This window comes from Neotamlana sedimentorum (assembly GCF_000943565.1).
GTDB lineage: Bacteria > Bacteroidota > Bacteroidia > Flavobacteriales > Flavobacteriaceae > Neotamlana > Neotamlana sedimentorum.
Genome location: NZ_JTDW01000018.1, coordinates 1 through 26485, shown reverse-complemented (window position 1 = coordinate 26485; position 26485 = coordinate 1). Strand labels below are relative to the sequence as shown.

Genomic DNA, 26485 nt, shown 5'->3' with positions numbered 1-26485 from the left:
AAGGGCTTAATCAATTTTTAAAGTTGTATTGTCAATAGTAATTACTCTTAATTTTGAAGGGAAAGTAAAAATATTGTAAGCCAGTTTTTCATTGGACAAGTAAAGTGTGTCGCTGTTTCCGTTGCTTTCTACAAAACAGATGCCTTCAACTTGATTCCCAAACGGAATAAAATTTTCAATTTTTGAAACCGTACTATTTTTAAAAACATCGAGGTTAGTAGGTGCTGAAATATTTAGATTAGTTATTTCTAATAAAAAAGGAACAATTTGGTCTTTGTTATAACCCGATAAATATAGTTTATTCGAGTTTACTAAATCGGCGCCTGTTACGAGCCCTTGCGCTTTAAAATGACTTACTTTTTGTGCCTGGTGAGTGCCTATAGTTTTAGGTAGCACATAAACGTCTACCTCATTATTTTCCCAGTTTTTTGTAAAAATTAATAAGTAGTCATTATAAACTACAAAAGCTTCTGCATCCCAGTTATTGTTGTTTAATTTTGAAGTGAAATCGGTTTGGTTCGCGTAAGAGTAATTTATAATTTCGGCGTTAACACTTGTTTTTGTATTAAAATCGGTTTTGAGTATTCGGTAAAATTTTAAGTTTCTTCTGTTGCCAAAATTGTTGCCAATATCGCCAATGTAAATATATTTCTCGTCTTGCGCTAAATCTTCCCAGTCCTTATTTAGAGCATTATTAATTACTACAGTTCTGGCAATGCTACCATTGGAGGTGTCAATTTCATATAACGCAGAATCATTACCACTATCGTTATGGGTTATAACTTTATTGTTGTAAAAAAGTAAACCAGACGTTTCTTCAATAGCTTGGGATAAAGCGCATTTATCTGAAGTAGTTACCGTTTGTGCATTTATTTGATAAATAACAAAACACAAAATTAATGATAGGTTACGATTCATGGTTTGGGTTTAATTATCCGAAAGATAGTAAAATACATTTGGATTAAATTACCAACCACCAGAGGCGCCGCCACCGCCGCCCATGCCGCCACCGAAGCCGCCGCCAAAACCACCTCCGCCAAAGCCGCCGCCACCAAAACCTCCGCCTGAGCCACCCCAGCCAGAAGAACCACGGCGGTAATTGCCACGTCCCATATTGCTTAAAATTATGGCTTCAAGCAAATCTGTTCCTGCGCTTCGGTTGCCACGGTTATTACCACCGCCTCCGCGTTTATTTTTGGAAATAGAAATGATGATGATGATAAAGATGAAAAAGAGAATGAAAATTACACCAATGGGTATGCCTTCCGAAGACGTATTTTCTCGAGTACCCTGGTATTCGCCGTTTAATACTTCAAAAATAGCATCGGCACCACGGTTTAATCCACCATAAAAATCGTTTTGTTTAAAATAGGGGATAATGTCTCTATCAATAATACGCTTACTCATAGCATCGGTAAGTAAATGCTCTACGCCGTAACCCGTGTTTATAGCGATGCGTCTATCGGCATTTGCTAAAATTATTAAAACACCATTGTCTTTTCCTTTTTGTCCAATACCCCATTTTGTTAACCAATTAGCTCCAAGAAAATTGATGTTTTCGCCGTTAGTTGAGTTTATAATAGCAACTACAATTTGTGTAGAAGTCGTGTCGGAATATTTTATAAGCTTTTGTTCTAAACTATTTTTTTGAGATGCTGACAGCAGGTTTTCGTAATCGTAAACGCTGGTTTGAAAACTTGGTTTTTCAGGAATGTCAAACTGAGCAAAGCTGAAATTTAAGCTTGCTAAAAATAGAATTATAGTTAAAACCGATTTAGAAAACCATGTGACCTTCGTAGACTGCGACTGTTTATTGCTTATAGGATACTGCATACTAAACCTATCCTTTAGAGATTTCGTTAGTAAGTTCGTTAATATCATCATCAGAATAAGGAAAGTGTTTTTTTAGTTGTTCGCCAGATTTTAATATACCATCTACCAGACCTTGTTTAAAATTTCCGTTTTTAAAATGCGACTGGATTACATTTTTTGTGCTATCCCAAAAGTTAGTTTCAACCACATCGTTAATGCCTTTGTCACCATAAATAACAAAGTTTTTATCGTTTACGGCAACATAAATTAATACGGCATTTTGCAGTTTCGTGTTATCCATTTTTAAATCATGGAAAACAGTTAAAGCACGATCGGTAGCATCGCCGTTTGCGGTTTTTTCAATGTGTACTCGAATTTCACCCGAAGTGTTTAATTCGGCAGTTCGAATGGCATCAACAATTTCCAATTCTTCTTCAGCAGAAAGAAAAGCTTCAATTTTCGACATTAAAATTCAACTTTTGGTGCGTTTTCGCTGCCAGCAGCACTTTTAAATCGTGCCATTTCTTCAAACCCAAATAATCCGGCAAGTAACTTTCCAGGGAATTTTGTAGTGAATTTATCGTATTCGTTTACAGCAGCATTGTAACGGTTACGCTCAACATTTATACGGTTTTCGGTGCCTTCTAATTGCGATTGTAACTCTAAAAAGCTTTTATCGGCTTTTAACTCTGGGTAGCGCTCTACGGTTAGTAATAATTTTGATAATGCGCCCGTTAAACCTTGTTGTGCTTGCTGAAATTGAGCTACCGCTTCTGGTGTTAAATTACTAGCATCAATAGTAGTTTTGGTAGCTTCGCTTCTTGCTTTTATTACACCTTCTAACGTTTCTTTTTCGTGTGCAGCATAACCTTTTACGGTCGATACTAGGTTAGGAATTAAATCGGCACGACGCTGGTAAGCACTCTCAACATTCGACCAAGCAGTTTTGGCATCAGCTTCATATTCTACAGCTGTGTTGTTAAAACCTTTTGCCCAAGAGTAAATTCCAAATACTACAATGGCGATTATAATTAATGGTAAAAATTTTTTCATAATGATTTTAGTTGAATTTTTATGTGTGTTTAATAGTTAGATACATAAATTTTAAAAAAGTTACATGTTAGCCTATAGATTTTCTTTTAATTTTAATAATTGACTTTTTATACTTTCTAATTTGCTAACAATTTCGAAGGTGTTTAAGGCTTGCTTTTTTTCTTCTTTTAAATGGGTTTTGGCGCCTTCAAGCGTAAAGCCACGTTCTTTAACTAAATGATAAATAAACTTGAGATTTTTAATGTCTTCAGGTGTGAATTTACGGTTGCCTTTGGCATTTTTTTTAGGTTTTAAAACCTCAAATTCCTTTTCCCAAAACCTAATTAAGGAGGTGTTTACTCCAAAAGCCTTGGCAACTTCGCCAATACTGTAATAGCGTTTTTCGGGTAAATTAATTTGCATTAGTCTAACGATTGGTTTTCTAAAGAGGCGTGTTCTAGCATTTTATTAAATTCCTCGGCTGTTAAACTTCCATAGTAAAAGTTTATTGGGTTTATACGTTGGCCATCTTTAAATACTTCATAATGTAAATGCGGTGCTTCCGAGCGTCCTGTACTACCAACAAAACCAATTAAATCGCCACGTTTTACCTTTTGGTTTTTTCGAACGTTGTATTTATACAAATGAGCGTAAAGACTAATGTAGCCATAACCATGATCTATTCTTATATGGTTGCCATAACCCGATGAATTACTATCGGCACGAACCACAATACCATCACCTGAAGCGTAAATTGGTGTGCCACGAGGTGCGGTAAAATCCATTCCCCAATGCATTTTTCTAACTTTCGTAAAAGGATCAGATCGCATGCCGTAACCGGATGCCATTCTAGTTAAGTCTTCATTGCTAACTGGTTGTATTGCAGGAATTGCTGCCAAAAGTTTTTCTTTTTCTTCGGCTAATTTGGCAATCTCATCTAAAGAACGCGATTGTACAACAATTTGTTTTTGTAAAACATCTAAGCGTTTATTGCTTTCAATAATTAGTTTGGAGTTATCGAAGCCTTCTAAGTTTTTATACCTATTAATACCTCCAAAACCAGCTTTACGCTGTTCGTCAGGAATCGGGTTGGCTTCAAAATAAACGCGATAAATATTGTTATCTCTATCGGCAATATTGTTTAAAACAGCCTCGGCTTGTTGCATTTTTTTGTTAAGCAATCCGTACTGCAATTGCATATTTTGAAGCTCACGTTTTAAAGCACGTTCTTTAGGTGATTCTACGTATTGACTAGAAATAAATACTATAATAAATGCAAAAAAAGCTGATGCAAGTAAAAATATAAAGGTGTATTTAAATGCGGTTGCCTTTTTTCGTTCAATTTTTTTGTACGAAAGTGATTCGGAATCGTAATAATATTTTACCTTACTCATGTCACAATTTATGCTATTTTTGCACTTTATTTGTTAGAAATCTTAACGCCTTTAATAAAAGTTGTTCCTTAGTTTTAGTGTTAAACTAACGAGTAAAGATAAAAATTGTTTTCTAATAAATATAATTTAATAATATTGTAACTATTTTAAGTTGATGAAATCTCAAGACGTTCGCGCCAAATTTTTAAGTTTTTTTAAAGATAAAAAACATGCCATTGTTCCGTCGGCACCTATGGTTGTAAAAAACGATCCAACCTTAATGTTTGTAAATGCTGGTATGGTACCGTTTAAAGAATTTTTTTTAGGTAACACCAAAATTAAAAACAATAGAGTCACCGATTCGCAAAAATGTTTACGTGTATCTGGAAAACACAACGATTTAGAAGAAGTTGGTTACGATACTTACCACCATACTTTATTTGAAATGCTAGGTAACTGGAGTTTTGGAGATTATTTTAAGGAAGAAGCCATAGCTTGGGCATGGGAATTACTTACCGAAGTTTATAAAATAGATAAAGACATTTTATATGTTACGGTTTTTGAAGGTGATGATGCAGATGGAACAGAAATGGATACCGAGGCGTATAATATTTGGAAAAAATACATAGCTGAAGATCGTATTTTAAAAGGAAATAAAAAAGATAATTTCTGGGAAATGGGCGATCAAGGACCTTGTGGGCCGTGTAGCGAAATACATGTTGATATTCGTTCTGCTGACGAAAAAGCTAAAGTCTCAGGTAAAGAATTGGTAAACGAAGATCATCCGCAAGTGGTTGAAATTTGGAACTTAGTTTTTATGCAATACAACCGAAAAGCTAACGGAGACCTTGTTGAATTACCAAATAAACATATCGATACCGGTATGGGCTTCGAACGTTTGTGTATGGTGTTACAAGGCGTACAATCTAACTACGATACCGATGTTTTCATACCTTTAATTAGAGAGATTGAAACCATAACAAATACAAAATATGGCGCTACAAAAATTGAGAATAATGAGGTTGATGTTGCTATTCGTGTAATTTCAGATCACGTTCGTGCTGTTGCATTTTCTATAGCCGATGGGCAATTGCCAAGTAACACTGGTGCGGGTTACGTAATTCGTAGAATTTTACGTCGCGCTGTGCGTTATGGTTTTACATTTTTAAATAAGCAAGAACCTTTTATTTACAAATTAGTAAATGTTTTAAGTGAAAAAATGGGAGATGCTTTCCCGGAAATGGTAGCTCAAAAACAATTAGTTGAAAACGTAATTAAAGAAGAAGAACAATCGTTTTTACGAACTTTAGATCAAGGTTTAGTGCTTTTAAACAAAATAGTTGAAGACACTAAAAGCGATACAGTTTCGGGTGAAAAAGCATTCGAGTTATACGATACTTACGGGTTTCCAATCGATTTAACTGCTTTAATTTTATCTGAAAAAGGTTTAAAATTAGATGAAAAAGGTTTTGAAGCCGAATTACAAAAACAAAAAGATAGATCGCGAGCAGCTAGCGAAACTAGTGCAGACGATTGGACAATTTTAATTGATGATACCACTGAAGAATTCATTGGCTACGATGCACTCGAAGCTAATGTTAAAATAACTAAATACCGTAAAACGACATCTAAAAAAGATGGCGACATGTATCAATTGGTGTTTAATTTAACGCCGTTTTACGCAGAAGGTGGTGGACAAGTAGGCGATAAAGGGTATTTAGAAGATGCACATGGCGATGTGGTTTATATTTTAAATACTAAAAAAGAAAACAACGTTATTGTTCATTTCACAAAGAATTTACCAAAGCATTTAAACGAAAGTTTTAAGGCTGTAGTTAACGAGAGCGAACGTTATAAAACCGAATGTAACCATACCGCAACGCACTTATTACATCAAGCTTTACGTGAAATTTTAGGAACGCATGTCGAGCAAAAAGGGAGTGCTGTAAATGCTAAACAATTACGATTCGATTTTTCTCATTTTTCAAAATTAACCGAAGAAGAATTAACCGATGTTGAAGCCTTTGTAAATGCAAGAGTTTCGGAGAAATTAAGTTTAGTTGAAAAACGAAATGTACCAAAAGAAGAAGCTATTGCCGATGGCGCTATGAGTTTGTTTGGAGAAAAATATGGAGACACCGTTCGTTCTATTCGTTTTGGGCAATCTATTGAGCTTTGTGGCGGAACTCACGTAAAAAATACGAGTGATATTTGGCATTTTAAAATCGTATCGGAAGGTGCGGTTGCATCTGGTATTCGTCGTATAGAAGCCATTACTAATGAAGCTGCGCAAACTTATTTTATTGAAAATAGCAAGGTGTATTCAGAAATGAAAGCTTTGTTGAATAACACCAAAGAACCTGTAAAAGCTCTTGAAACATTGCAAGAAGAAAATGCAAGTTTAAAAAAGCAAATAGAAAGTTTATTAAAAGATAAAGCTAAAAACATAAAAAGCGAATTAAAAAGCGAAATTATCCAAGTTAATGGAGTAAACTTTTTAGCCAAAAAATTAGATTTAGATACAGCAGGTTTAAAAGACGTAGCTTTCGAGTTGGGTGGAGAAACCAATAATTTATTTTTATTATTTGGTAGCGAAAAAGAAGGAAAAGCATTTTTAACTTGTTATATTTCAAAAGAGCTTGTTGCTGAAAAAGATTTAAATGCAGGGCAAGTAGTTCGTGAATTAGGTAAATTAATTCAAGGCGGTGGTGGCGGTCAACCGTTTTTTGCAACAGCAGGAGGAAGAAAACCAGATGGTATTGCCGAGGCTCTTGAAAAGGCGAAGGAGTATATAAGCTAAAACCAATTTTTTTAGAATAGCTGATTTCTAAAATAAGAATTAATGTCATCCCGAACTCGTTTCGGGGTCTCATTTTAAATATGAACTTACAAACCAAAATACCATTAAAAAAACAGTCTAATAACCTCATAGACTATAATTCTAATATTTTGTTGCTAGGATCTTGTTTTTCAGAAAATATTGGTGATAAGTTAGAATATTTCAAATTTAAAAATCTACAAAACCCATTTGGTATATTATTTCATCCTAAAGCGATTGAAGTCTTAATTACTGATGCTTTAAACAATAAAATATATACCGATAATGATGTGTTTTTCTATAATGAGCAATGGCATTGTTTTAACGCACATTCTAAGTTAAGTAATACTTCAAAAGAAGAGTTGCTTAATAAATTAGATCTTCAGCTTCAAAATACTAAAATACAATTGCAAACCGCATCTCATATTGTAATTACGTTGGGGACAGCTTGGGTTTATCGTTTTATAGAAAACAATTCAATAGTTGCTAATTGCCATAAAATTCCGCAGAAAAATTTTAAAAAGGAACTCTTATCTGTTCAAAATGTTTCAGAATCACTTCAAAATATAATCAATCAAATTCGTAAGGTAAATAAAGATTCTTCAATTATATTTACGGTATCTCCGGTGCGTCATTTAAAAGATGGATTTATTGAAAATACCCAAAGCAAGTCGCATTTAATTTCGGCGATTCATCAAGTTGTTAATGGGCAATCTGTAACTAAAATAGGTTCAATTAACTATTTTCCATCTTATGAAATTATGATGGACGAACTTCGTGATTACCGATTTTACAACGAAGATATGATACACCCTAGCGACTTAGCTGTAAAGTATATCTGGGAAAGTTTTAAGCAGGTTTGGGTAGATGAAAACATGTATTCCGTTATGGATAAGGTTGATAAGATTCAAAAATCTTTTAAACATAAACCGTATAATGTAAACTCAGAATCTCATAAGGATTTTCTTAAAAATTTGAAGTTGAAAATACACATACTTCAATCTCAATACCCACATTTATTGTTCAATATTTAACTTTTATGCTCTTTTTGTAACACTTAATCGAAAAATTAACTTTTGTCGATATAATTATTTTACATTTAGAGTGCTATTAATCAGTTCATATTTAAAGCACCAATTACCAAATTCAATTTAGTTGATGCGTAATTGGTGTTTTTAATTTGATTAAGTTTTATTTAAAAAATACTTAACCATGCCATAACACTAATCGGGTTAATCTGTTTTATATTTGTAGTGTTAGAAAGTAACAACCTTACATTAGTTAGACTTCTTATGTCGAAGGAAACTAATGTTTTTTTCTGCCCAATAATTAGAAGGACGACGATCTTTTATTATTAATATTCCTAGTCTTCCAATATAAAAAATCACAAATCACAAAAATATTTCTTTAACTTAGCGTATGCGAAAAATCCTTTTTGGAGTTGTTATTACATTGGTTGTACTATTCTCCTTTAAATATTGTGGTGATAAACGTGAAGATAAAATGGTGCTACAAGAAAGTTCGGCACTTATACAAGAACAAATAAATAATGTAGGAAAGCTTGTTGTTACCGAAGGTCACTTTAGCGAGGTCTTTAATTACAAGAACTCTAAGGACATTTTTGGTGATTTAATTTCGGTTGAAAAAAAAGCATTAGTAGTTGTAAATGCAGATGTTACGGTGGCTTACGATTTAAGTAAAATTGAATTTGAGGTAAACGAAACGACTAAAACATTAACAATTTTAAATATTCCTGAAGAAGAAATTAAAATTAGTCCCGATTTCGAGTATTACGATATTCAAGCCGATTTTTTAAACCCGTTTGAAGCTAACGATTATAATGAAATTAAGAAGATTGTAAAAAAATCGCTGAGTAAAAAAATAGAAGCATCCGATTTAAAAAAGAATGCCAAAAACCGATTAATTAGTGAATTATCTAAGTTTTACATTTTAACGAATTCATTGGGTTGGACATTGCATTACAACGAAACCCCAATTCTTAAAAATGAAGAGTTGCAGCATTTAAAATTGTAATTTTAAGATTAAAAAACACGCTACTACATAATGACAGATCCGTACGTTTCATTTAATATTAAAAATAAGGTTGGTTATATTGAGTTTTTTCATCCTAACCATAATGCTATGCCAAGTGAGGTGTTGCAAAAATTACAGCATACTATTGTAGATGCAGAAACAAGCGATGCTAAAGTGTTGGTTTTAAAAAGTGGTGGAGACCGAACGTTTTGTGCAGGAGCCAGTTTTAACGAGTTAATAGCTATTAACAATGAAGCTACCGGAAAGACCTTTTTCTCTGGTTTTGCCAATGTTATTAATGCCATGCGAAAATCGAGCAAACTTATTATTGGTCGTGTGCAAGGAAAAGCTGTTGGTGGCGGTGTTGGTTTAGCTGCGGCTACCGATTATTGTTTAGCAACTAAATACGCATCAATTAAGTTAAGCGAATTAAGTATAGGCATTGGTCCGTTTGTAATCGAGCCTGCCGTAACACGTAAAATAGGTGTTTCTAAAATGTCACAAATGACGCTTAATGCGGAAGCATTTTATACTGCCGAATGGGCTAAAACTAATGGGCTATTTGCTGAGATCTGCGAAACCACCGAAGCTTTAGATGAAACCGTTACACTTTTAGCTGAAAAATTAGCAGACTATAATCCAGAAGCTTTACAAGAAATGAAAAAAGTAATCTGGAAAAACACAGATGATTGGGACAATTTACTCACCGAACGTGCCAAAATTAGCGGGAAACTGGTTTTGAGCGATTTTACTAAGGAAACTTTAAAACGGTTTAAATAAGTGTTGTTTCTGTTTTTAAAAACTGTTAGTAACCGGGGCGCTGTTTACAATTCCTATGCCATCATCAATTAATTTTCCAAGTTGTGGTTGGTTTTGTTTAATAGATTCAAGGTGTTGTAAAATGCGTTTACACAAAGGTTTTTCGTTGGCTTTAAAGGCCAGTTCGTAAAGTTCTATAGCCAATAGCCAGTCGTTTGGATGTTCGGTAATTAAAGTTTCTAGCACTTTATTGCGCGAAATTGTCTTGTTTTTACCATTACGAAAATCGCTTACCTGTTGGTATAAACTTTCCAGTTGTATTTGAGATTTCGATTTTTCAATTTTTATAGTTTGAGAACTGGTTTTATGAGTTATTAAATCGAAGCTATTTAAATCTGCTGGTCCAGAAAATGCCGATACAATAGATTTTCCTACCGCCATATTGTAAATGCCATTTTCTGGCTTAAACAATATAGTTTTACCGTAGGATACAGTACAGTTTTTAAAACTAATTAAAATTATTTTTCCTTGTAAATTTCGCTTTCCGGTAATAATTTCTCCAGATACACTTATGCCTCCTTCAAAATGAAGTGTTACTGTTTCTTCTTCAAAAATATTGTAAGCTCGTAAATCTCTTGGGCTCATATCTTCAATAGCAATATTAATACCTTTTAGTTTTCCAATAGGAGAGCCAAAGCCATATTGGTGTGTTTTGGTGCCGTGTCCAACCAATTCTTTTTCACGATAAGCGAGCGCTGTTTTTCCTTTAGTTTGAAAGTATATTGGTTTGCCTTCATTCGCTATAACCTTGTTAAAAATGCCAGATATTTGTATGCCTGTACTTAATTCTATACTGCCTAAAGCTTCCGAATTAATAAGTTTTTTAATGCCTTTTAGCCCGCCTTTGCGTAACGCCATGGTGTTAGCAAATTCTTCTAAAACCAAACCTAAATGTGCAAAATTTGGTGTGACAAAAAGCTGAGGTTGAGGTTTTGTTATGTCGAAATCTTGATAGGTTGCTTGTATGGTATACGGTAGTTTTTTTACATGATTTGTCATGCACCAAGCACTTTCTCCAATGGATGATAATAACCCAGCGCCATAAATTTTGGGTTGTTCTGGTGTTCCAATAAGTCCGTATTCTACAGTCCACCAATGTAAATTTCTTATGAGTGCCATTTCGCTTGGTTCACCCATGTTTTTTTGAAGGTGATTTACGGTTTCTTCCGCGGAAGCGATATCGGCTTCACTGGTATTTGGCGCTTCTTTTATAATTGATAAATGCCTTACAGCTTCGTAAAGTTCGTAATCTTTAGCAGATGAAATAGCTTTGCAACCAATTTCACCAAAGCGGCGTAAATATTCGGCATATTCTGGGTTTGCTATTATTGGTGCGTGTCCTGCGCCTTCATGAATAATATCTGGAGCTGGAGTGTATTCTATATGCTCTAATTGCCTAATGTCGCTGGCAATAACTAAAACATTATAGGCTTGAAATTCCATAAAGGCATTGGGCGGTATAAACCCATCGACAGCTACAGCAGCCCAACCAATTTGTTTTAAAATACGGTTCATACCGTACAGGTTAGGGATGTTGTTTAATGATATTCCAGTTTGTTTTAAACCTTCGAGGTACGATGAATGGGCCACATGTTTTAAAAAATCGACGTTTTTACGCATTACGTAGCGCCAAACGGCTTGATCTATTGCAGAATAGTCGCTGTAATTTTGTGGTTTTATAAACTGTTTTAAATGTTTGGGTAAGCGTTTTAAAACATCGTTTTCTTCAATATTCGTATTCATGGTTAAATAATAATGTGGTTAGCTTAAAAATACGAATTATTAATAAAATGCGAGAGGAAAACAATAGAGCTGTTTAGTAGGTGTTTGATTTTGTCATTCTGAACTTGTTTCAGAATCTTTAACCTATGAGAACCTGAAACAAGTTCAGGTTGACAATTCTAATCAACACTTTCTAAACAGCTCTACGCTAATTTACGTGATATTATTGTAACGCTTCCGGCGGGTATTTTTTCATTATTTCTGTAACAAACTCCTGAATACGTTCTTCTTTTTTCTCAACATTTCGGCTTAAATAACCGGTTCCCATTCCTTGCCAAATAAGTTCTTTTTTTTCAGCATCGATTAAATCTATAAATAAAGTGCCTTCTGTACTAACTGAGGTGGTTGGTTGATTCCAGCCCCAGCCCCAACCGGGACCAAATCCGCCCCAAGGACCCCAACCGCCCCAGCCCCAAGCACCGTAGCCCCAGGCATTATTGTATACATCAACACGTTGGTTCGATTTTGTAAACAGGCTAATTAGTAAATCTGGATTTTCAGATTTTGTGAAGCCTTTAGCTAGTAGTTCGGCTTCAATGGCGCGAAGGATGCGACGTTTGTCTAAATCACTTATTTCGGCCTTATCGATACCTGTTTTAAAAAAAGCAAAGGTTTTGTAATTATTAAAATTGGCTTTTTTATCATAATCGGCAGCAACTTTAACAGAGGTGCAAGACGATAAAACCACAAAAAAAGCTAAAAGCGGTACTGTTTTTAAAAACGTATTCATAGCGATATTTTTTAGTTAATTCTTAAGAAAAATCTATTTAATTTAAGCATCAATAATTATACCAAGCTAATTAATTATAAAATTTTAACTAATAGCTGTTGGTTTTTTTGTTATAGCCGTAAGGACAATGTCTGCAGCCACTTTCGCAACAATACCCGCGTTTTAAATGGTATTGCTCTGTAAAACAGCGATAGCCTTCGGGCGTTAAATAATAATCGCCTTCTTCAACTGGAATTATTTTTTTCATCTTAATCAAAGATAATGTAATTTGGATTGATTTTTGAAAAGCTTTTGTTAATGATTTTAGTTTCAAAATATTTAGTGCCCAAAGGTTATTTAGGTTTAACCTTTTTTCCATTTGTGTTTTTAAAAAAGAAGACTTTAAAACAGGATGCTGTTTTTATTAATCATGAGCGTATTCATTTAAAACAACAATTAGAGTTATTGGTTATACCGTTTTATTTTTGGTATGTTCTTGAGTTTGTATTTCGGTTAATTCAATACAAAAAATGGCATTTAGCTTACCGAAATATATCCTTTGAGCTGGAAGCTTATCGGCAAGAAAAAAACTTAGAATATCTTAAAAATAGACCGTTTTGGGCTTTTTTAAAGTATCTTCGCAGGCATGATTTTTAAGCTAGAACATAGCATAAACGAACGTGTAAAATTACCAGAAAAATATGGTGTTGAACTTTACATTAAACGAGAAGATAGAATTCATTCCTTTATTTCTGGAAATAAATACCGTAAATTAAAATACAATCTTCAAGAAGCACAGCATTTAGGTTTTAAAACTTTATTGACTTTTGGTGGGGCTTATTCCAATCATATTGCTGCTGTTGCGGCTGCAGGTAAGGCTTTTAATTTTAAAACTATTGGTGTAATAAGAGGTGAAGAGCTTCAAAATAAAATCAATCAAAATCCTACTTTAAGTTTCGCTAAAAATGAGGGAATGCAGTTTGAATTTGTTACTCGAGAAGCTTATAGAAATAAAACAAGTGAATCATTTTTAAATCATTTAGAAAACAAATTTGGAAGTTTTTTTGTTATTCCTGAAGGTGGCACTAATGACCTAGCTGTAAAAGGCTGTGAAGAAATTTTAAATAAAACAGACAAAGATTTTAATTTTATCTGTACTGCAGTTGGTACAGGCGGCACTATGTCTGGTTTAATAAATGCATCGAACCAAAATCAGCAAATTTTAGGCTTTCCGGCACTTAAAGGTGACTTTTTAAAAGAAGATATTAGTAAATTTGTATCGAAGAGCAATTGGAAATTAATTATAGATTATCATTTTGGCGGTTATGCTAAAATAAATGAAGATTTAATTGGTTTTATAAATAGATTTAAAGCGGATAGTAATGTGCCGCTCGATCCGGTTTATACTGGAAAAATGATGTTCGGAATTTTTAATTTAATTGAAAACGGCTATTTTCCGAAAGGCTCAAAAATATTAGCAATTCATACAGGTGGTTTGCAAGGAATTTCCGGGATGAATACATTATTAAAAAAGAAAAATTTACCCTTAATAAAGTAACTTTTTAAATGAAAAAAATATTATTGATTTGTTGTTTAAGTTTAGTTGTATTTAGTTGTAAAACAAAAAAGACAGCTACAACAAAACGACCAACTCGAACTACACAAACAACCCCTAAAATTACACGACCAGAAACAAAACCTACAACTACAACAAAAGCACCGAAAGGTTACGCTAGTAAAACAGAAGAGTACATCGATTTATATAAAGAAGTGGCTCAACAAGAAATGCAATTATACGGCATTCCTGCAAGTATAACTTTAGCGCAAGGTATTTTAGAATCGGCTTCGGGTTATGGTAGATTGTCGGTTGAGGCTAATAATCACTTCGGAATTAAATGCCATGAATGGACAGGAGCCCGAATTTATCACGATGACGATGAGTTACAAGAATGCTTCCGAAAATATAAAGATGCAAAATATTCCTTTCGAGATCATTCTTTATTTTTAAAAGAAAGAAAACGTTATGCAGGGCTTTTCGATTTAAAACAAGAAGATTATAAAGGATGGGCAAAAGGCTTGCGAGCCGCAGGTTATGCTACCGATAGAAAATATCCAGATAAATTAATTAGTTTAATAGAGCGCTATAATTTAGATGAGTTTGATAAGCAAGTACTCGGTAAAAGGTATACGCAATATCAAGCACCAACTTATAACCAAACCTATACTGTATCGAAAGGCGATACGCTATATTCTATATCTAGAAAGTATAATTTAACAGTTGCAGAATTGCAAAAACTAAATGGTTTACGTAGTACAAACTTAAGCATAGGGCAAGTTTTAATTGTGAAACCTTAATTAAAAAACATAATTAATATAAATGATTTATAAAAGAAGTAGTGCTTTATTTGCTGAAGCCGAAAAAGTAATTCCTGGAGGTGTTAACTCTCCAGTTAGAGCGTTTAAAGGTGTTGGCGGAACACCTATTTTTGTAAAAGAAGCAAAAGGAGCTTATTTGTTTGATGAAGATGGAAACCGGTTAATAGACTACATTAATTCTTGGGGACCAATGATTTTGGGTCATGCATTCAAACCTGTAGTTGATGCTGTAGTAGAAAAAGCCCAAAAAGGAACATCGTTTGGAATGCCAACCGAAATTGAAACTAAAATAGCAGAATTAGCAGTTTCAATGGTGCCAAATATTGATAAAATCCGTTTTGTAAATTCTGGAACCGAAGCTTGTATGAGTGCCGTAAGGTTAGCACGTGGTTTTACAGGAAAGGATAAAATTATAAAATTTGCTGGTTGCTATCATGGGCATTCCGATTCGTTTTTAATTCAAGCGGGTAGTGGAGCCAGTACTTTTGGAACACCCAACTCTCCAGGTGTTACTAAAGGAACAGCAAAAGATACCTTGTTGGCCAATTATAATGATATTGAAAATGTAAAAGCTATAATTGAAGCTAATAAAAACGAAATTGCTTGTATTATTATCGAGCCTGTTGCGGGTAATATGGGATGTGTCCCACCAAAAGAAAGTTTTTTACAAGGGTTAAGAAGCGTTTGCGACCAAAACAATATTTTGTTGATTTTTGATGAGGTTATGACGGGCTTTCGTTTGGCTAAAGGAGGTGCACAAGAACTATTCGGAATAAAAGCAGATATAGTTTGTTTTGGTAAAGTTATTGGTGGTGGATTACCTGTTGGGGCATTTGCTGCTAGTCATGAAATTATGGATTATTTAGCTCCAGTTGGTCCTGTTTATCAAGCAGGAACTTTAAGTGGAAACCCATTAGCTATGGCAGCAGGTTTAGCGATGTTAACCGAGTTGAATAACAACGTAAGTATTTTTGATAGCATAAACGAAAAAACAGAATATTTACACAAAGGCATAACAAAAGTATTAAACGATAATAAAGTAGTGCATACTATAAATCGTGTAGGTTCAATGATATCTGTACATTTTGATAAAGGTGAGGTTTACGATTTTAATACAGCTGGTAAAGGTAATAATGATACCTTTAAAAAATTCTTTCATGGGTTGTTAAACGAAGGTATTTACATTGCACCAAGTGCTTTCGAAACTTGGTTTATTACGGAAGCTTTAACTTTTGAAGATTTAGATTTTACTATAAATGCTATAAATAAGGTCGCGAAAGCTTTATAATAAATGAAGAAAGCCGCGAATATTATTAAATAATTACGCGGCTTGTCTATTAACTAAATTAACTATCAATCATTAACTTTTTTGTTTGCGGTTTTTTTTCGAATCATCCTTGTTTTTTTTTCCTCTCATAGCCATACGTTGTTGGCTTTTTTCCCATTTAGTATATTGCTCTTCATTTAGGATGTCTTTCATTTTAGCTTTCATAGCAATTTTATGATCTAAACGAGCGTTTTCCATAGCTAAACGTTCTTCGTCTGTTGGTTTTGTGCGTTCTTCGCCACTTTCTTTTTTAGCTTTTCGCTCTTCCATCATCTCTTTGCGCTTTGTGGCATTTTCTAAATTTATGGCTTGAATTTTCTTTTGTTGAGATTCGGTTAAATCTAAATAAAGCGTCATACGTTTTGTTTGTAGTGTTGCAATTTCTTCGGCAGAAAGATTAGCCATTTTATCTCCTCTTTCTTTTTTACCTTCTCCACGGTGGTTTTGCGCTACGGCTTGTAATCCTACTAATGCGATAGCAATTAAAAGTATTTTTTTCATCTTATTATGTTTTTAAATTATTTGTACTTAGGACTTTTAAATTTTAAAAAAGTTTAATGGGGTATTTAATTTTAACTCGAAGTTAACAGGTTGATTTCGAGTTAAGAAATGTGATAGCCCTAGTTAAATAAAGGCTTTTTGAAAGAAATGCCGGTTTGAAGATCGGGTGCGTTATTTACCAAAAAATCTTGTTTAAGGTAAAACGAAAACAAGAATTTAGGACTGCCATATGAGTAGATAATTGACCAATTTGATAAGGAATTATAGAGTTCGGAAACACCATGATGCCACCCGCTGTCTGCCGCCTGCCATTCGCCTAAAAGGAAATAATAATCAGCTTCTTTTTTTTTGTTGTAACTGGTTTGTATTTGATAGTTTATACCAATTGAATTAAAATTGCCGTTTTTTGTGTATCGGGTAATTTGCGGATTTGCCTCGAAAGTAGCCAGGAATTTATTATTACCAAAGTCGATATTTTCTTTGTTGAAATCGATTAAATTCTTGCGTAAAACACTTCCATGGATTCCGAAATTAAAAGAATAATTATTTTTTAAGTTAAATTGTTTTACAAAATTTATTGAGCCTCCTACATCGGTTGAGGTGTTATATTTAGACGTGTTAATGCCTAAATGTGTGCCTAAATTAACGAATAATTGTTTGGTTTTATTTAAAGAAATTTCAGGATAATAATAGTGATCGAAAGAAATGCCACCAATAAAAAAATCATTGTGTTTTAGTTGCAACGTTCTACCATTTCTATCTAAATAGTTAATATTGGTTTGGTTTAAACCATAATATTTTCTGCCAAAAGGGTCTTCGTCTCCAATAATATGACTATGAAACCATTCAATAGTTTCGTCGCTGGTAATGGGTGAAAACGGATATTTTCCTTTTGTAAATAAGTATGATCTTAAGTTTATGTTGAGTTCTCTATTTTTGTTTATTGGAATATTTACTCCAAGGCTTATATGTTTTATTACAGCATCAACAACAATATTCATATAATCGGCTGGAGTGGTTTCTTCATCTAAATAATTAAACCGCCTGTTGTACCAAATAGTTTCGCTAAACTGTTGTCTAACTTCTGGGTTTTTGGGAAAATAACCTTCTACATAAGGGTGGAAATTATTACCACTATTTATATTTAGGTTTATAGAAGTGTTTGTTGTTGCATGGTGTTTTAAGTTAGAAGATATTCTAGAACTAAAAATGCCAAAGTGGTGCGTTGTTAAAATATTAGGATTTTCTATACCATTTTGCGAAAATTGAATATTGGCGTTTTGGCTGTTTAAATTATTAAAAACCAATAGAATAAATAATACGCGTAACATTTTAATCGTAATTAGTTAAAAATAATGATTTTTAATGACTGAAGTGAAACTGCAAAAGTTTAGCTATATGTTCTTTTTTGAAGGGTTTCGATAAGTAGTTGTTCATACCATTTTCAAGTGCCATATCAATAGCTTCGGTGGTAACATTAGCCGATAGTCCAAAAATAATAACGTCTTCATCAAGTTTTCGTATTTCTTTTGAGGCTTCCCAACCATCCATTATAGGCATATGAATATCCATAAAAATTAAATCATAGTTTTGGTTTTGTTTAAATGTTTCAACACCGATTAATCCGTTATTTGCGGTGTCTGCTGTTACTCCAAAGCTTTCTAGAAATTTTTTTAAGACAATTATATTGAGGTTGTTATCATCAACAATTAGTACGTTTAAGTCGGCGAGGTTGGCAGTTGTTTTTAGTTTCTGGTCTTGCGGTTTTTCATCTTGATTGTCTATAATAGGAAAAAATACATCGAATTTAAAAGTGGTTCCGATATTAGGAATACTTTTCACACGAATATCGCCACCCATCATATTAACTAATATTTTACTAATAGCTAAACCAAGCCCACTACCTTCGTATTGCTTTTTTACACTGTTTTCAATTTGTTTAAAGCGTTCAAAAATGGATTCTAATTGATTAGGTGGAATACCAATGCCGGTATCTTTTATCGCAATTTTTATATGTAGCTTGTTTGATTTGGTGATTTTTTCACTGTAAACAAGAGTAACACCTCCATTATCGGTAAATTTTAGTCCATTTTTAACGATATTATTCACGATCTGTATAAACTTACTTTCGTCTCCTAAAACGGTTAAATTGTTTGTTTTTTTGTATTTGGCTTTTAAATACAAGTCTTTTCGTAAAAAAATAAATTGGTTTACCTCAATGAGTTCTTTTATCTTTTGAACGGGATTGAACTTTACTTCAGACAGTTCAATTTTACCTGATTCAATTTTATCTATATCTAAAATGTCGTTTACTATGTTTAGTAAATTGCTCGACGATTTCTCCATTAAATCTAAATATTCTTTATCCGCTTTATTTAATTTACTGTCCTTTAAAAGTTCAATAAACCCTAAAATAGCATGAAGCGGCGTGCGGATTTCATGACTCATATTAGATAAGAACTCTGTTTTTGCCGAGGAAGCTTTTTCAGCTTTTTTACGCTCCTTAAACAGTTTTTTATTCGCTACTAATAGCTTGTTATTGCTTTGAATGGCTAATCTACGTTCGTTACGAATTCTTAAGTAAAAGTAAACTAGTAAAGAAATTAATAAACTAAATAACAGGCCTATTATTAGTGTAATACTGGTTAGTTCTCGTCGGTTAGTCAATTTAAACTTATTGGTAGGGAAGAGTTTTAATGTCCATGCTTGGTTATCCAGAGAGTCGACAAGTATTTTAATATTATAGTTTATAGGATTGTTTAATTTTTTATTTGTGTTTAGTTTAAAAAACAAAGTATTTGTATGGTCGTATAATTCAATAGCATAAAAATCATTTAAGCTAGAGCTAAATTTTGCGAAATTGGTTTTAAAATCCATTCCAGCAGAAATGGTGCCTTGAAAATGATTATTAAAGTAAACAGGAACATCTACTAAAAAAGCATGACCACCTTGTGTTAGTTCACTCCAAGGCGTAATGTTGGTTTGGTTTATTTTAGAATGCTTTATCCATTCTTCTCGTCGGTATTTAACCGTTGAAATATCAAGATTTAGAGCATTTTCATTTCCAGCCAATGGTGATATTTTTTTTATTACCATTGTGCTGTCAATCCATTCTAAAAATTTAAAACTTTGAGTTTGCTCTATAAGCAATTCGGCATCTTTTTCCCAATAATTAAGAAACATACCATTGGTAAACTCAATTCTATTTTTTAAATTTTCTAGCTTACCAATGTCACTATTTAAGATATTTGCAAATTCTTTTGACGTAAGTTGTCCGACCTGCTCAATATTATTTTCTAGAGAATTATTCAACGTATTTAACCCACTGTAATAAACCGTAATAACTATTGTAATACTTAAAACAAAAGTTAAGAGAGGAAGCAAAACTATTTTGTTTTTTAATTTAGTTGTTATTTTTTGGGGTTTAATCATTAACGATATACAAACTGAAATTTCTGTATCAAATAAATTTAAGTAAAAAATACACTTAAACTAGAAAAACCTTACGTTTTTTAAAAAAGTAAGGTTTTTTTATAATTAATATTTTGTTTAAGCAACTGTTACAAATAAGCCCTCGTCTGTTTTTTCAACTTTGGCTAAATTATTTTTAGTTAGTTCTTTAATGGTTTTGTCCCATTTTTTATTTGATAATCCAGAAGCTGTTTTTAATTCTGTTAATTTTATTTTTTCAGCTTTGGTTAAAACTTCAAAAACAGCCTTAGCATCCTCGCTTATTTCTAAAGGTTTCTTTTCTGGTCGCATTTGCGGGAAAAATAAAACCTCTTGTATAGATTGGTTATTGGTTAAGTACATAATTAACCTGTCCATACCAATGCCCATTCCAGAAGTAGGCGGCATACCATATTCTAAAGCACGTAAAAAGTCGTAATCAATAATGCCATTAGCTTCGTCGTCACCCTTTTTAGCCAATTCCATTTGGTGCTCAAAACGCTCACGTTGGTCTATTGGGTCGTTAAGTTCAGAATAGGCGTTAGCAATTTCTTTACCACAAACCATAAGCTCGAAACGCTCAGTTAATTCAGGGTTCTCACGGTGTTCTTTACACAATGGGCTCATTTCCTTTGGGTAATCTGTAATAAAGGTTGGCTGTATGTAGTTACCTTCACATTTTTCACCAAAAATTTCATCAATAAGTTTACCTTTTCCCATAGTGTCATCAACCTCAATACCCATGCCTTTGGCTGCTTCGCGAATTTCGGCTTCTGTTTTACCAGTAATATCAAAACCAGTAAAATGTTTTATAGAATCGGCCATAGTAACACGAGCATAAGGCGCTTTAAAATCTATTTCATTCTCGCCAAAAGTAACTTTAGTCGTTCCGTTTACAGCAGTAGAACAGTATTCTAACAGTTTTTCACAGAAATCCATCATCCAGTTATAATCCTTGTATGCCACATAAATTTCCATAGCAGTAAACTCAGGATTGTGTGTTCTGTCCATGCCTTCATTACGGAAGTTTTTACTAAACTCGTAAACCCCATCAAAACCACCAACAATTAGGCGCTTTAGGTAAAGCTCGTTAGCAATACGCATGTATAAAGGCACATCTAAAGCGTTGTGATGTGTAATAAATGGACGTGCAGCAGCACCACCAGGAATAGGTTGTAAAACCGGAGTTTCAACCTCAAAATATCCAGCATCGTTAAAAAACTTACGCATGGCGTTAAACAGTTTTGTACGTTTTACAAAAACCTCTTTAACATTTGGGTTAACTACTAAGTCGGCATAACGTTGGCGATAACGTAATTCCGGATCGTCAAATTTATCATGAATATTTCCATCGGCATCAACTTTAGGTAATGGTAATGGTTTTAAAGCCTTGCTTAATAGCGAGAAATCTTTAACCATAACCGTTTTTTCACCAACCTTAGTTGTAAAAAGTTCACCTTCAACACCAATAAAATCACCAATATCAAGTAATTTTTTGTAAACCGTATTGTATTTTGTTTTATCGTCTCCAGTACAAATTTCATCTCTATTAAAATACACTTGTACGCGTCCTTCGGCATCTTGTAATTCGGCAAAACTAGCATTACCTTGTATACGTCTAGACATTAAACGTCCAGCGATAATAACCTTTTTACCAGCTTCAAAATTGGTTTTAATCGTTTTCGAGCTATCATTTACCGGATAAAGATCGGCCGGATATGGATTAATACCTAACTCTCGTAATTTTCCTAATTTGTCTCTTCTTACAATTTCTTGCTCTGATAATTGCGCCATAGCTTTACTTACTTGATAAAATTTTAATGGCGCAAAGATACACATTTGCCATTGTTTTTAAACATCATATTTTTACTATTTTTTAGGGCGTTACCCCGAAACTTCGGGGGTCGGGCTTTCGCTACTCGCTGCCTTCTGCGGCGGCGAGCTCATACACACCACTCAATCCCTAACGCAGCTTGTAACAAACCAAAAACTTTTTCGTCAAATAAATATCAATCAATAAAAAATCAAAAAAAAATGAGTTTCTGGAGAGTTTTACTATCAATTATTTGTCCGCCGTTAGCAGTTCTAGATAAAGGCTGTGGTTCAATTATCATTGTCTTTTTATTATGGCTTTGTGGTTGGGTTCCAGGTGTAATTGCGGCGTTGGTAATACTTAATAATCCTAAGCACTAGCATTATGTTTATTAGCAGTGTTTTATTGGTAAATAAAAATTAATTAGGCGTAAATGTGAGTTGCCTCTAGTAACATGAATTTATTATAAAAAGCCTTAAATTTGTAGTCTATGAATAAAGCAATTGAACTTCAAGATTTAGGCCACAAAGACTATAAACAAACCTGGGATTACCAAGAAGATTTATTTAAAGGCATTGTAGGAGACAAAATAAAAAATAGGCGAGAAGAAGCCGGTTTACAAACCAAGAATTATTTTTTGTTTGTAGAGCATCCACATGTGTATACTTTGGGTAAAAGTGGCGATTTGTCTAATTTACTTCTAGACGAAAATCAGCTTGCTAAAAAAGGAGCCACGTTTTATAAAATTAACAGAGGCGGAGACATTACCTATCATGGTCCAGGACAAATTGTAGGCTATCCTATTTTAGATTTAGAAAACTTTTTTACCGATATACACAAGTATTTGCGTTTGCTAGAAGAAATGATAATTTTAACCCTAGCAGAATATGGCTTAAAGGCCGAACGTAGCCCAGGAGAAACAGGAGTTTGGTTAGATGTAGGAACACCATTTGCGCGTAAAATTTGTGCTATGGGAGTGCGCGCAAGTCGCTGGGTAACCATGCACGGTTTTGCTTTAAATGTAAATGCCGATTTAGGGTATTTCGATAATATAATTCCGTGTGGTATTCGCGGTAAAGCGGTTACTTCTTTAAACGTAGAGTTGGGCAAAAAAACAGTAGACGAAGCCGAAGTTAAAACCAAACTTTTAAACCATTTTACAACCTTATTTGGCGCACATTTTATTACTGAATGAAATTAAAACGCATATTTAAAATAACCTTATTAATATTCTGCATACTAATAGCAGGACTGTTTAATTTTGCGTTGTTTTATTTTGTTTTTGTTGAAGGTTTTAGTTTTAAGAATAGGCAGTATTTATTGGTAGCAGTGGCTTTTACAGGTGTTTCAAGTGTAATCTACCATATAAAAACGTTACCCATGTATAAACCTAAAGCAAAAAAAATAACAGAAATAAACTATGTGCTGTGGATTTTAAACGGGCTATTTGCTTTAACTTTAATATATATAGCGTTACGTTTTTGGTATGAAATGTTTTACAAGGTAAATTGGAAAAGTACAAACGACGATTATCTTGCTATGCTTTTGTTTTTTATACCTATGTTATTAACTGGAATTTTTCTTTTTATTGAAGAGCGTGTACTTTATAACATGATTATAGCATCTCAAAAGCATTCTCACTTCGATGAAATTAATCAAATTGGTACGAAACAACATCAAGAGAATTCTAATTAAACGCAGTAAGTTTAATAAGCTAAATTTTTGTTAAAACCGTATTGTAAACTTCTAATTAACAATTTCTACGGTTAAATTTTTGCATTTTTGCTTTTAAGAATTAGCCTATCTAAATTTAAAAGACTATCCTAAATATATGAACTTTCAATTCATTAAACTTATTACATTTTCTTTCCTTTTATTATTTGTGAGCTATTCGCATGCACAAACTATTGAAATTAAAGGAAAAGTTATAGACGAAACTAGCAAAGAGCCTTTAGCATACGCAACAGTTTTAGTTGCTAATTCTGAAACTAAACAACCAATTTCGGGAACTACAACTGCCGAAGATGGTTTGTTTTACCTAAACACAGATGCTAAAAAATTTTACATAGAAGTAAGTTACATTGGTTTTATTTCAAAAAACTTTAATCAATTCAATGTTAAAAATAATACGATTGATTTAGGCACGTTTACATTAGCCGAAGATGCCGCCCAATTAGATGCTGTTTTGGTGCAAGCCGAAGTATCTCGAACTCAATTTAAACTCGATAAACGCGTGTTTAATGTTGGGAAAGATATTGCAAGTACTGGCGCTAGTGCGCTAGATGTGCTTAACAATGTACCCAGTGTTAATGTAGATATTGAAGGTGCCATTAGCTTACGCGGAAATTCTGGAGTACAAGTTTTAATAAACGGAAAACCTTCTATTTTAACCGATGATGGTGGTGCTTTAGGAAGTATTACTGCCGATATGATTGAAAGTATCGAGGTAATTACAAATCCATCTGCAAAATATGATGCCGAAGGAACTTCAGGAATTATAAACATAATCATTAAAAAAGAAGAGCGCAAAGGCGTAAATGGTTCGGTAAGTTTAAATACAGGAATTCCAGATAACCATAGTATTGGCGTGAGTTTAAATAGGCGTTCAGAAAAATTTAATTTGTTTACACAGTTTGGTTTAGGGCGCAGAAGTTATCCAAGAGATAGCGAAGGTATTAACACCGATTTAGATAATAACACAACCTTGATTAATACCGGAACCGAATACAGAAACGAGAAGTTTTACAATATTACTTTAGGAACAGATTATTACATAACACCAAACGATGTGCTTACGCTGTCGGGTAATTTTGCTTATGAAATTGAAGATCAGCCTTCAAACTACAACTTTCAACTTTTTGATGAAAATGATGCTTTAGAATCGGAATGGGACCGAAACGAAACCACCGAAGCTACAAATCCTAAATGGCAATACGAACTAGTTTATAAAAAAGATTTTAAAGACCATGACGATCACGATTTATTGTTTAGCATTACAGGAAATTCGTTTGCAAAAGATCAAAACTCATTGTTTAACGATGTTACCGTTGCTGGTGAAGATTATGATGCTGCACAAAAAATTAGAACCGATTTTGCCGAAGATAATTTTACGTTTAAGTTAGATTATACCAAGCCATTTAACCAACAATGGAGTATGGAAACCGGTGGACAATACGTTATAAACGATGTTAGTAACGATTACCAGGTCGAGGATTTAGAGGATGATGTTTTTGTAACCGATACCGGATTAACCAATATTTTTAACTTTAACCAAAACGTTTTGAGTGTTTATGCTTCTGGAGCTTATCAAGGTGAAAAATGGGGATTAAAAGGTGGTATTCGTGTAGAGCATACCGATTTAAAAACGTTACTCGAAACTACCAACGAATCTAATAATCAAAACTATTCAAATTGGTTTCCTAGTTTGCATTCATCTTATAAGTTTTCAGATGTAGTTTCACTGCAAGCAGGATATTCAAAACGTATTTACAGACCAAGGTTAAGAGATTTAAATCCGTTTTTTAACATAAGAAACAGTTATAGCATCCGCCAAGGAAATCCAGAACTACAACCCGAATTTACCGATTCGTATGAGGTTACAACTATTTTTGATATTGGTAAAACTTCGTTGAATTTTGGTGTGTATCATCGTTTTACAACCGATGTTATTGAAAGTATTACCACAGCAGAAGATAATGTGAGTACTTCGAGACCAGAAAATATTGGAACGAACAGTACTGCTGGTTTCGAATTCAATACCAAATATTCACCTATAAATTGGTTAACATTTAATGTCGATTTTAATTTCAATTATTTTAATAGAGTCGGGACTTTCGAAGATCAGGTTTTCGATTTTAATGGTGATCAATGGACGTCTAAATTAATGACGAAGTTTAAATTGCCAACAGATATCGATTTTGAAGCTACAGGAAACTATCAATCCGATTACGAAACCGTTCAAGGTAACACCGAAGCTATTGCCTTTTTAGATCTAGGACTTCGAAAAAAAATACTTAAAGGTAAAGGTGTTTTTAGTTTAGGTGTTCGCGATGCTTTTGCTTCTCGATATTTCGAGACTTTTACCAACCAAGATACGTTTACAAATTACTCTAAAACCACACGTGGCCGATTTTTTACTTTAGGTTTTAGTTACGGCTTTGGTAAAGGAGAAGCTATGGAATATAGTGGCGGAAAAAGGCGATAAATTTTGTTAAAGTTTAGCTTAGTTTTTAAATAAGACTTCCGGTTGTAATAATCGTGCAAATAGTTAATGCCAAAACTGTTTTATACTGATATAGGTTGACTCTTTTTTTGTTATTATTTTTAACTCGTTCAATCCTTAAAATGTAAGTTCAGGTAAATTTACATTATTTTTTCTATAGGATTTGTATTTGATATTTGGATTTAAATGTACTTCAGAAGGTTTTCTTAAGTTCAGACTAAAATGGGTTCTTAAATTGTTATAAATATATATCGCTTGCTTAGCCATTTTTTGCGCTAAATCTGTGTTTTTAATGGTTTTTTTTAAACCGTATTCATATTTGAGTGTTCTGTTAATGTGTTTTGCAACAGCGTTTTCATAAGGGCCGTATTGTGTTTTAATATAAGTGATATCGCTTACCCAAAGTTGTTCTGGTCG

Annotated in this window: 26 protein-coding genes; 12 read left to right on the top strand and 14 right to left on the bottom strand. The window is 33.4% G+C overall.

The genetic code is table 11. The features are described 5' to 3' along the window. Nucleotides 1–6: 6 nt before the first annotated feature. From PW52_RS15580 to PW52_RS15555, 6 genes are all read right to left on the bottom strand, one after another. Nucleotides 7–918, bottom strand: coding sequence for a hypothetical protein (locus tag PW52_RS15580; protein ID WP_052823530.1), 912 nt, complete (start codon nucleotides 916–918; stop codon nucleotides 7–9). A gap of 48 nt (nucleotides 919–966) precedes the next feature. Continuing rightward, nucleotides 967–1833 carry a TPM domain-containing protein gene (locus PW52_RS15575; protein WP_044633913.1) on the bottom strand — a complete coding sequence of 289 codons (867 nt, stop codon included), beginning with the start codon at nucleotides 1831–1833 and terminating at the stop codon, nucleotides 967–969. 7 nt (nucleotides 1834–1840) lie between these two features. Next, complete coding sequence (locus PW52_RS15570) at nucleotides 1841–2278, bottom strand: TPM domain-containing protein (RefSeq protein WP_044633912.1); 438 nt, start codon at nucleotides 2276–2278, stop codon at nucleotides 1841–1843. Beyond that, on the bottom strand, nucleotides 2278–2865 hold the full coding sequence (locus PW52_RS15565; protein WP_044633911.1) for a LemA family protein: 588 nt from the start codon (nucleotides 2863–2865) through the stop codon (nucleotides 2278–2280). Before PW52_RS15565 ends, PW52_RS15570 begins: the two co-directional genes overlap by 1 nt. Nucleotides 2866–2937: 72 nt before the next feature. Next, nucleotides 2938–3267 carry a MerR family transcriptional regulator gene (locus tag PW52_RS15560; RefSeq protein ID WP_044633910.1) on the bottom strand — a complete coding sequence of 110 codons (330 nt, stop codon included), beginning with the start codon at nucleotides 3265–3267 and terminating at the stop codon, nucleotides 2938–2940. Further along, nucleotides 3267–4238, bottom strand: a complete 972-nt coding sequence (locus PW52_RS15555) for a M23 family metallopeptidase (protein ID WP_044633909.1) — start codon at nucleotides 4236–4238, stop codon at nucleotides 3267–3269. The genes PW52_RS15560 and PW52_RS15555 overlap by 1 nt, the downstream gene beginning before the upstream one ends. Nucleotides 4239–4392: 154 nt before the next feature. Here PW52_RS15555 and alaS point away from each other — a divergent pair, with 154 nt between their 5' ends. From alaS to PW52_RS15535, 4 genes are all read left to right on the top strand, one after another. Continuing rightward, the gene (gene alaS, locus PW52_RS15550) at nucleotides 4393–7017 is read left to right on the top strand and encodes an alanine--tRNA ligase (protein ID WP_044633908.1); all 2625 of its coding nucleotides are present in this window, start codon (nucleotides 4393–4395) and stop codon (nucleotides 7015–7017) included. An 80-nt stretch (nucleotides 7018–7097) separates the two neighbouring features. Beyond that, nucleotides 7098–8069: a GSCFA domain-containing protein gene (locus tag PW52_RS15545; RefSeq protein ID WP_044633907.1), complete on the top strand. Its 972-nt coding sequence runs from the start codon at nucleotides 7098–7100 to the stop codon at nucleotides 8067–8069. Nucleotides 8070–8454: 385 nt separating this feature from the next. Then, on the top strand, nucleotides 8455–9069 hold the full coding sequence (locus PW52_RS15540; protein ID WP_044633906.1) for a DUF4230 domain-containing protein: 615 nt from the start codon (nucleotides 8455–8457) through the stop codon (nucleotides 9067–9069). 30 nt (nucleotides 9070–9099) lie between these two features. Then, a complete protein-coding gene (locus PW52_RS15535; RefSeq protein WP_044633905.1) occupies nucleotides 9100–9849 on the top strand; it encodes an enoyl-CoA hydratase/isomerase family protein in 750 nt (249 codons plus the stop codon). A 15-nt stretch (nucleotides 9850–9864) separates the two neighbouring features. Here the strand turns inward: PW52_RS15535 and PW52_RS15530 are convergent, their stop codons facing one another. The 3 genes from PW52_RS15530 to PW52_RS17575 all read right to left on the bottom strand — a co-directional run bounded on the left by PW52_RS15530 (nucleotide 9865) and on the right by PW52_RS17575 (nucleotide 12647). Beyond that, the gene (locus PW52_RS15530; RefSeq protein ID WP_044633904.1) at nucleotides 9865–11631 is read right to left on the bottom strand and encodes an aromatic amino acid hydroxylase; all 1767 of its coding nucleotides are present in this window, start codon (nucleotides 11629–11631) and stop codon (nucleotides 9865–9867) included. A 202-nt stretch (nucleotides 11632–11833) separates the two neighbouring features. Beyond that, entirely contained in the window at nucleotides 11834–12400 is a 567-nt protein-coding gene (locus tag PW52_RS15525; protein ID WP_044633903.1) for a DUF4136 domain-containing protein, read from the bottom strand. A gap of 88 nt (nucleotides 12401–12488) precedes the next feature. After that, nucleotides 12489–12647, bottom strand: a complete 159-nt coding sequence (locus PW52_RS17575) for a DUF5522 domain-containing protein (protein ID WP_165586785.1) — start codon at nucleotides 12645–12647, stop codon at nucleotides 12489–12491. Nucleotides 12648–12697: 50 nt separating this feature from the next. On the opposite strand from PW52_RS17575, the gene PW52_RS15520 reads away from it, so the two are divergent. The 4 genes from PW52_RS15520 to hemL are packed head-to-tail and all read left to right on the top strand — an operon-like array spanning nucleotide 12698 to nucleotide 16043. Beyond that, nucleotides 12698–13036 (top strand): hypothetical protein, encoded by a 339-nt coding sequence (locus PW52_RS15520; protein ID WP_044633902.1) that lies wholly within the window; start codon nucleotides 12698–12700, stop codon nucleotides 13034–13036. Then, nucleotides 13026–13937, top strand: a complete 912-nt coding sequence (locus tag PW52_RS15515; RefSeq protein ID WP_044633901.1) for a 1-aminocyclopropane-1-carboxylate deaminase/D-cysteine desulfhydrase — start codon at nucleotides 13026–13028, stop codon at nucleotides 13935–13937. Before PW52_RS15520 ends, PW52_RS15515 begins: the two co-directional genes overlap by 11 nt. A gap of 8 nt (nucleotides 13938–13945) precedes the next feature. Then, a complete protein-coding gene (locus PW52_RS15510) occupies nucleotides 13946–14734 on the top strand; it encodes a glucosaminidase domain-containing protein (RefSeq protein ID WP_044633900.1) in 789 nt (262 codons plus the stop codon). A gap of 22 nt (nucleotides 14735–14756) precedes the next feature. Further along, nucleotides 14757–16043, top strand: a complete 1287-nt coding sequence (hemL, locus tag PW52_RS15505) for a glutamate-1-semialdehyde 2,1-aminomutase (RefSeq protein ID WP_044633899.1) — start codon at nucleotides 14757–14759, stop codon at nucleotides 16041–16043. A gap of 72 nt (nucleotides 16044–16115) precedes the next feature. Here hemL and PW52_RS15500 read toward each other — a convergent pair whose 3' ends face one another. The 4 genes from PW52_RS15500 to lysS form a co-directional block, all read right to left on the bottom strand. After that, nucleotides 16116–16583: a hypothetical protein gene (locus tag PW52_RS15500; RefSeq protein WP_044633898.1), complete on the bottom strand. Its 468-nt coding sequence runs from the start codon at nucleotides 16581–16583 to the stop codon at nucleotides 16116–16118. Nucleotides 16584–16702: 119 nt separating this feature from the next. After that, nucleotides 16703–17914 carry a hypothetical protein gene (locus tag PW52_RS15495; protein ID WP_044633897.1) on the bottom strand — a complete coding sequence of 404 codons (1212 nt, stop codon included), beginning with the start codon at nucleotides 17912–17914 and terminating at the stop codon, nucleotides 16703–16705. Between the two features lie 31 nt (nucleotides 17915–17945). Then, nucleotides 17946–19967, bottom strand: a complete 2022-nt coding sequence (locus PW52_RS15490; protein ID WP_165586784.1) for an ATP-binding protein — start codon at nucleotides 19965–19967, stop codon at nucleotides 17946–17948. Between the two features lie 165 nt (nucleotides 19968–20132). Further along, nucleotides 20133–21827: a lysine--tRNA ligase gene (gene lysS / locus PW52_RS15485; RefSeq protein WP_044633895.1), complete on the bottom strand. Its 1695-nt coding sequence runs from the start codon at nucleotides 21825–21827 to the stop codon at nucleotides 20133–20135. A 240-nt stretch (nucleotides 21828–22067) separates the two neighbouring features. Here lysS and PW52_RS17415 point away from each other — a divergent pair, with 240 nt between their 5' ends. The 4 genes from PW52_RS17415 to PW52_RS15470 all read left to right on the top strand — a co-directional run bounded on the left by PW52_RS17415 (nucleotide 22068) and on the right by PW52_RS15470 (nucleotide 26050). Continuing rightward, a complete protein-coding gene (locus PW52_RS17415; protein WP_082050933.1) occupies nucleotides 22068–22226 on the top strand; it encodes a YqaE/Pmp3 family membrane protein in 159 nt (52 codons plus the stop codon). Between the two features lie 110 nt (nucleotides 22227–22336). Further along, nucleotides 22337–23041, top strand: a complete 705-nt coding sequence (gene lipB, locus PW52_RS15480; protein WP_044633894.1) for a lipoyl(octanoyl) transferase LipB — start codon at nucleotides 22337–22339, stop codon at nucleotides 23039–23041. Continuing rightward, nucleotides 23038–23541, top strand: coding sequence for a hypothetical protein (locus tag PW52_RS15475; RefSeq protein ID WP_044633893.1), 504 nt, complete (start codon nucleotides 23038–23040; stop codon nucleotides 23539–23541). Before lipB ends, PW52_RS15475 begins: the two co-directional genes overlap by 4 nt. A 136-nt stretch (nucleotides 23542–23677) precedes the next feature. Further along, complete coding sequence (locus tag PW52_RS15470; RefSeq protein WP_044633892.1) at nucleotides 23678–26050, top strand: outer membrane beta-barrel family protein; 2373 nt, start codon at nucleotides 23678–23680, stop codon at nucleotides 26048–26050. A gap of 135 nt (nucleotides 26051–26185) precedes the next feature. Here the strand turns inward: PW52_RS15470 and PW52_RS15465 are convergent. Continuing rightward, a partial coding sequence (locus tag PW52_RS15465) for an integrase core domain-containing protein (RefSeq protein ID WP_044633891.1) occupies nucleotides 26186–26485 on the bottom strand: 300 nt, incomplete at its 5' end.

Coding starts and splice junctions, on each gene's coding strand:
- PW52_RS15580 (WP_052823530.1), bottom strand. CDS start 918: ATGAATCGTAACCTATCATTAATTTTGTGTTTTGTTATTTATCAAATA.
- PW52_RS15575 (WP_044633913.1), bottom strand. CDS start 1,833: ATGCAGTATCCTATAAGCAATAAACAGTCGCAGTCTACGAAGGTCACA.
- PW52_RS15570 (WP_044633912.1), bottom strand. CDS start 2,278: ATGTCGAAAATTGAAGCTTTTCTTTCTGCTGAAGAAGAATTGGAAATT.
- PW52_RS15565 (WP_044633911.1), bottom strand. CDS start 2,865: ATGAAAAAATTTTTACCATTAATTATAATCGCCATTGTAGTATTTGGA.
- PW52_RS15560 (WP_044633910.1), bottom strand. CDS start 3,267: ATGCAAATTAATTTACCCGAAAAACGCTATTACAGTATTGGCGAAGTT.
- PW52_RS15555 (WP_044633909.1), bottom strand. CDS start 4,238: ATGAGTAAGGTAAAATATTATTACGATTCCGAATCACTTTCGTACAAA.
- alaS (WP_044633908.1), top strand. CDS start 4,393: ATGAAATCTCAAGACGTTCGCGCCAAATTTTTAAGTTTTTTTAAAGAT.
- PW52_RS15545 (WP_044633907.1), top strand. CDS start 7,098: ATGAACTTACAAACCAAAATACCATTAAAAAAACAGTCTAATAACCTC.
- PW52_RS15540 (WP_044633906.1), top strand. CDS start 8,455: ATGCGAAAAATCCTTTTTGGAGTTGTTATTACATTGGTTGTACTATTC.
- PW52_RS15535 (WP_044633905.1), top strand. CDS start 9,100: ATGACAGATCCGTACGTTTCATTTAATATTAAAAATAAGGTTGGTTAT.
- PW52_RS15530 (WP_044633904.1), bottom strand. CDS start 11,631: ATGAATACGAATATTGAAGAAAACGATGTTTTAAAACGCTTACCCAAA.
- PW52_RS15525 (WP_044633903.1), bottom strand. CDS start 12,400: ATGAATACGTTTTTAAAAACAGTACCGCTTTTAGCTTTTTTTGTGGTT.
- PW52_RS17575 (WP_165586785.1), bottom strand. CDS start 12,647: ATGAAAAAAATAATTCCAGTTGAAGAAGGCGATTATTATTTAACGCCC.
- PW52_RS15520 (WP_044633902.1), top strand. CDS start 12,698: ATGATTTTAGTTTCAAAATATTTAGTGCCCAAAGGTTATTTAGGTTTA.
- PW52_RS15515 (WP_044633901.1), top strand. CDS start 13,026: ATGATTTTTAAGCTAGAACATAGCATAAACGAACGTGTAAAATTACCA.
- PW52_RS15510 (WP_044633900.1), top strand. CDS start 13,946: ATGAAAAAAATATTATTGATTTGTTGTTTAAGTTTAGTTGTATTTAGT.
- hemL (WP_044633899.1), top strand. CDS start 14,757: ATGATTTATAAAAGAAGTAGTGCTTTATTTGCTGAAGCCGAAAAAGTA.
- PW52_RS15500 (WP_044633898.1), bottom strand. CDS start 16,583: ATGAAAAAAATACTTTTAATTGCTATCGCATTAGTAGGATTACAAGCC.
- PW52_RS15495 (WP_044633897.1), bottom strand. CDS start 17,914: ATGTTACGCGTATTATTTATTCTATTGGTTTTTAATAATTTAAACAGC.
- lysS (WP_044633895.1), bottom strand. CDS start 21,827: ATGGCGCAATTATCAGAGCAAGAAATTGTAAGAAGAGACAAATTAGGA.
- PW52_RS17415 (WP_082050933.1), top strand. CDS start 22,068: ATGAGTTTCTGGAGAGTTTTACTATCAATTATTTGTCCGCCGTTAGCA.
- lipB (WP_044633894.1), top strand. CDS start 22,337: ATGAATAAAGCAATTGAACTTCAAGATTTAGGCCACAAAGACTATAAA.
- PW52_RS15475 (WP_044633893.1), top strand. CDS start 23,038: ATGAAATTAAAACGCATATTTAAAATAACCTTATTAATATTCTGCATA.
- PW52_RS15470 (WP_044633892.1), top strand. CDS start 23,678: ATGAACTTTCAATTCATTAAACTTATTACATTTTCTTTCCTTTTATTA.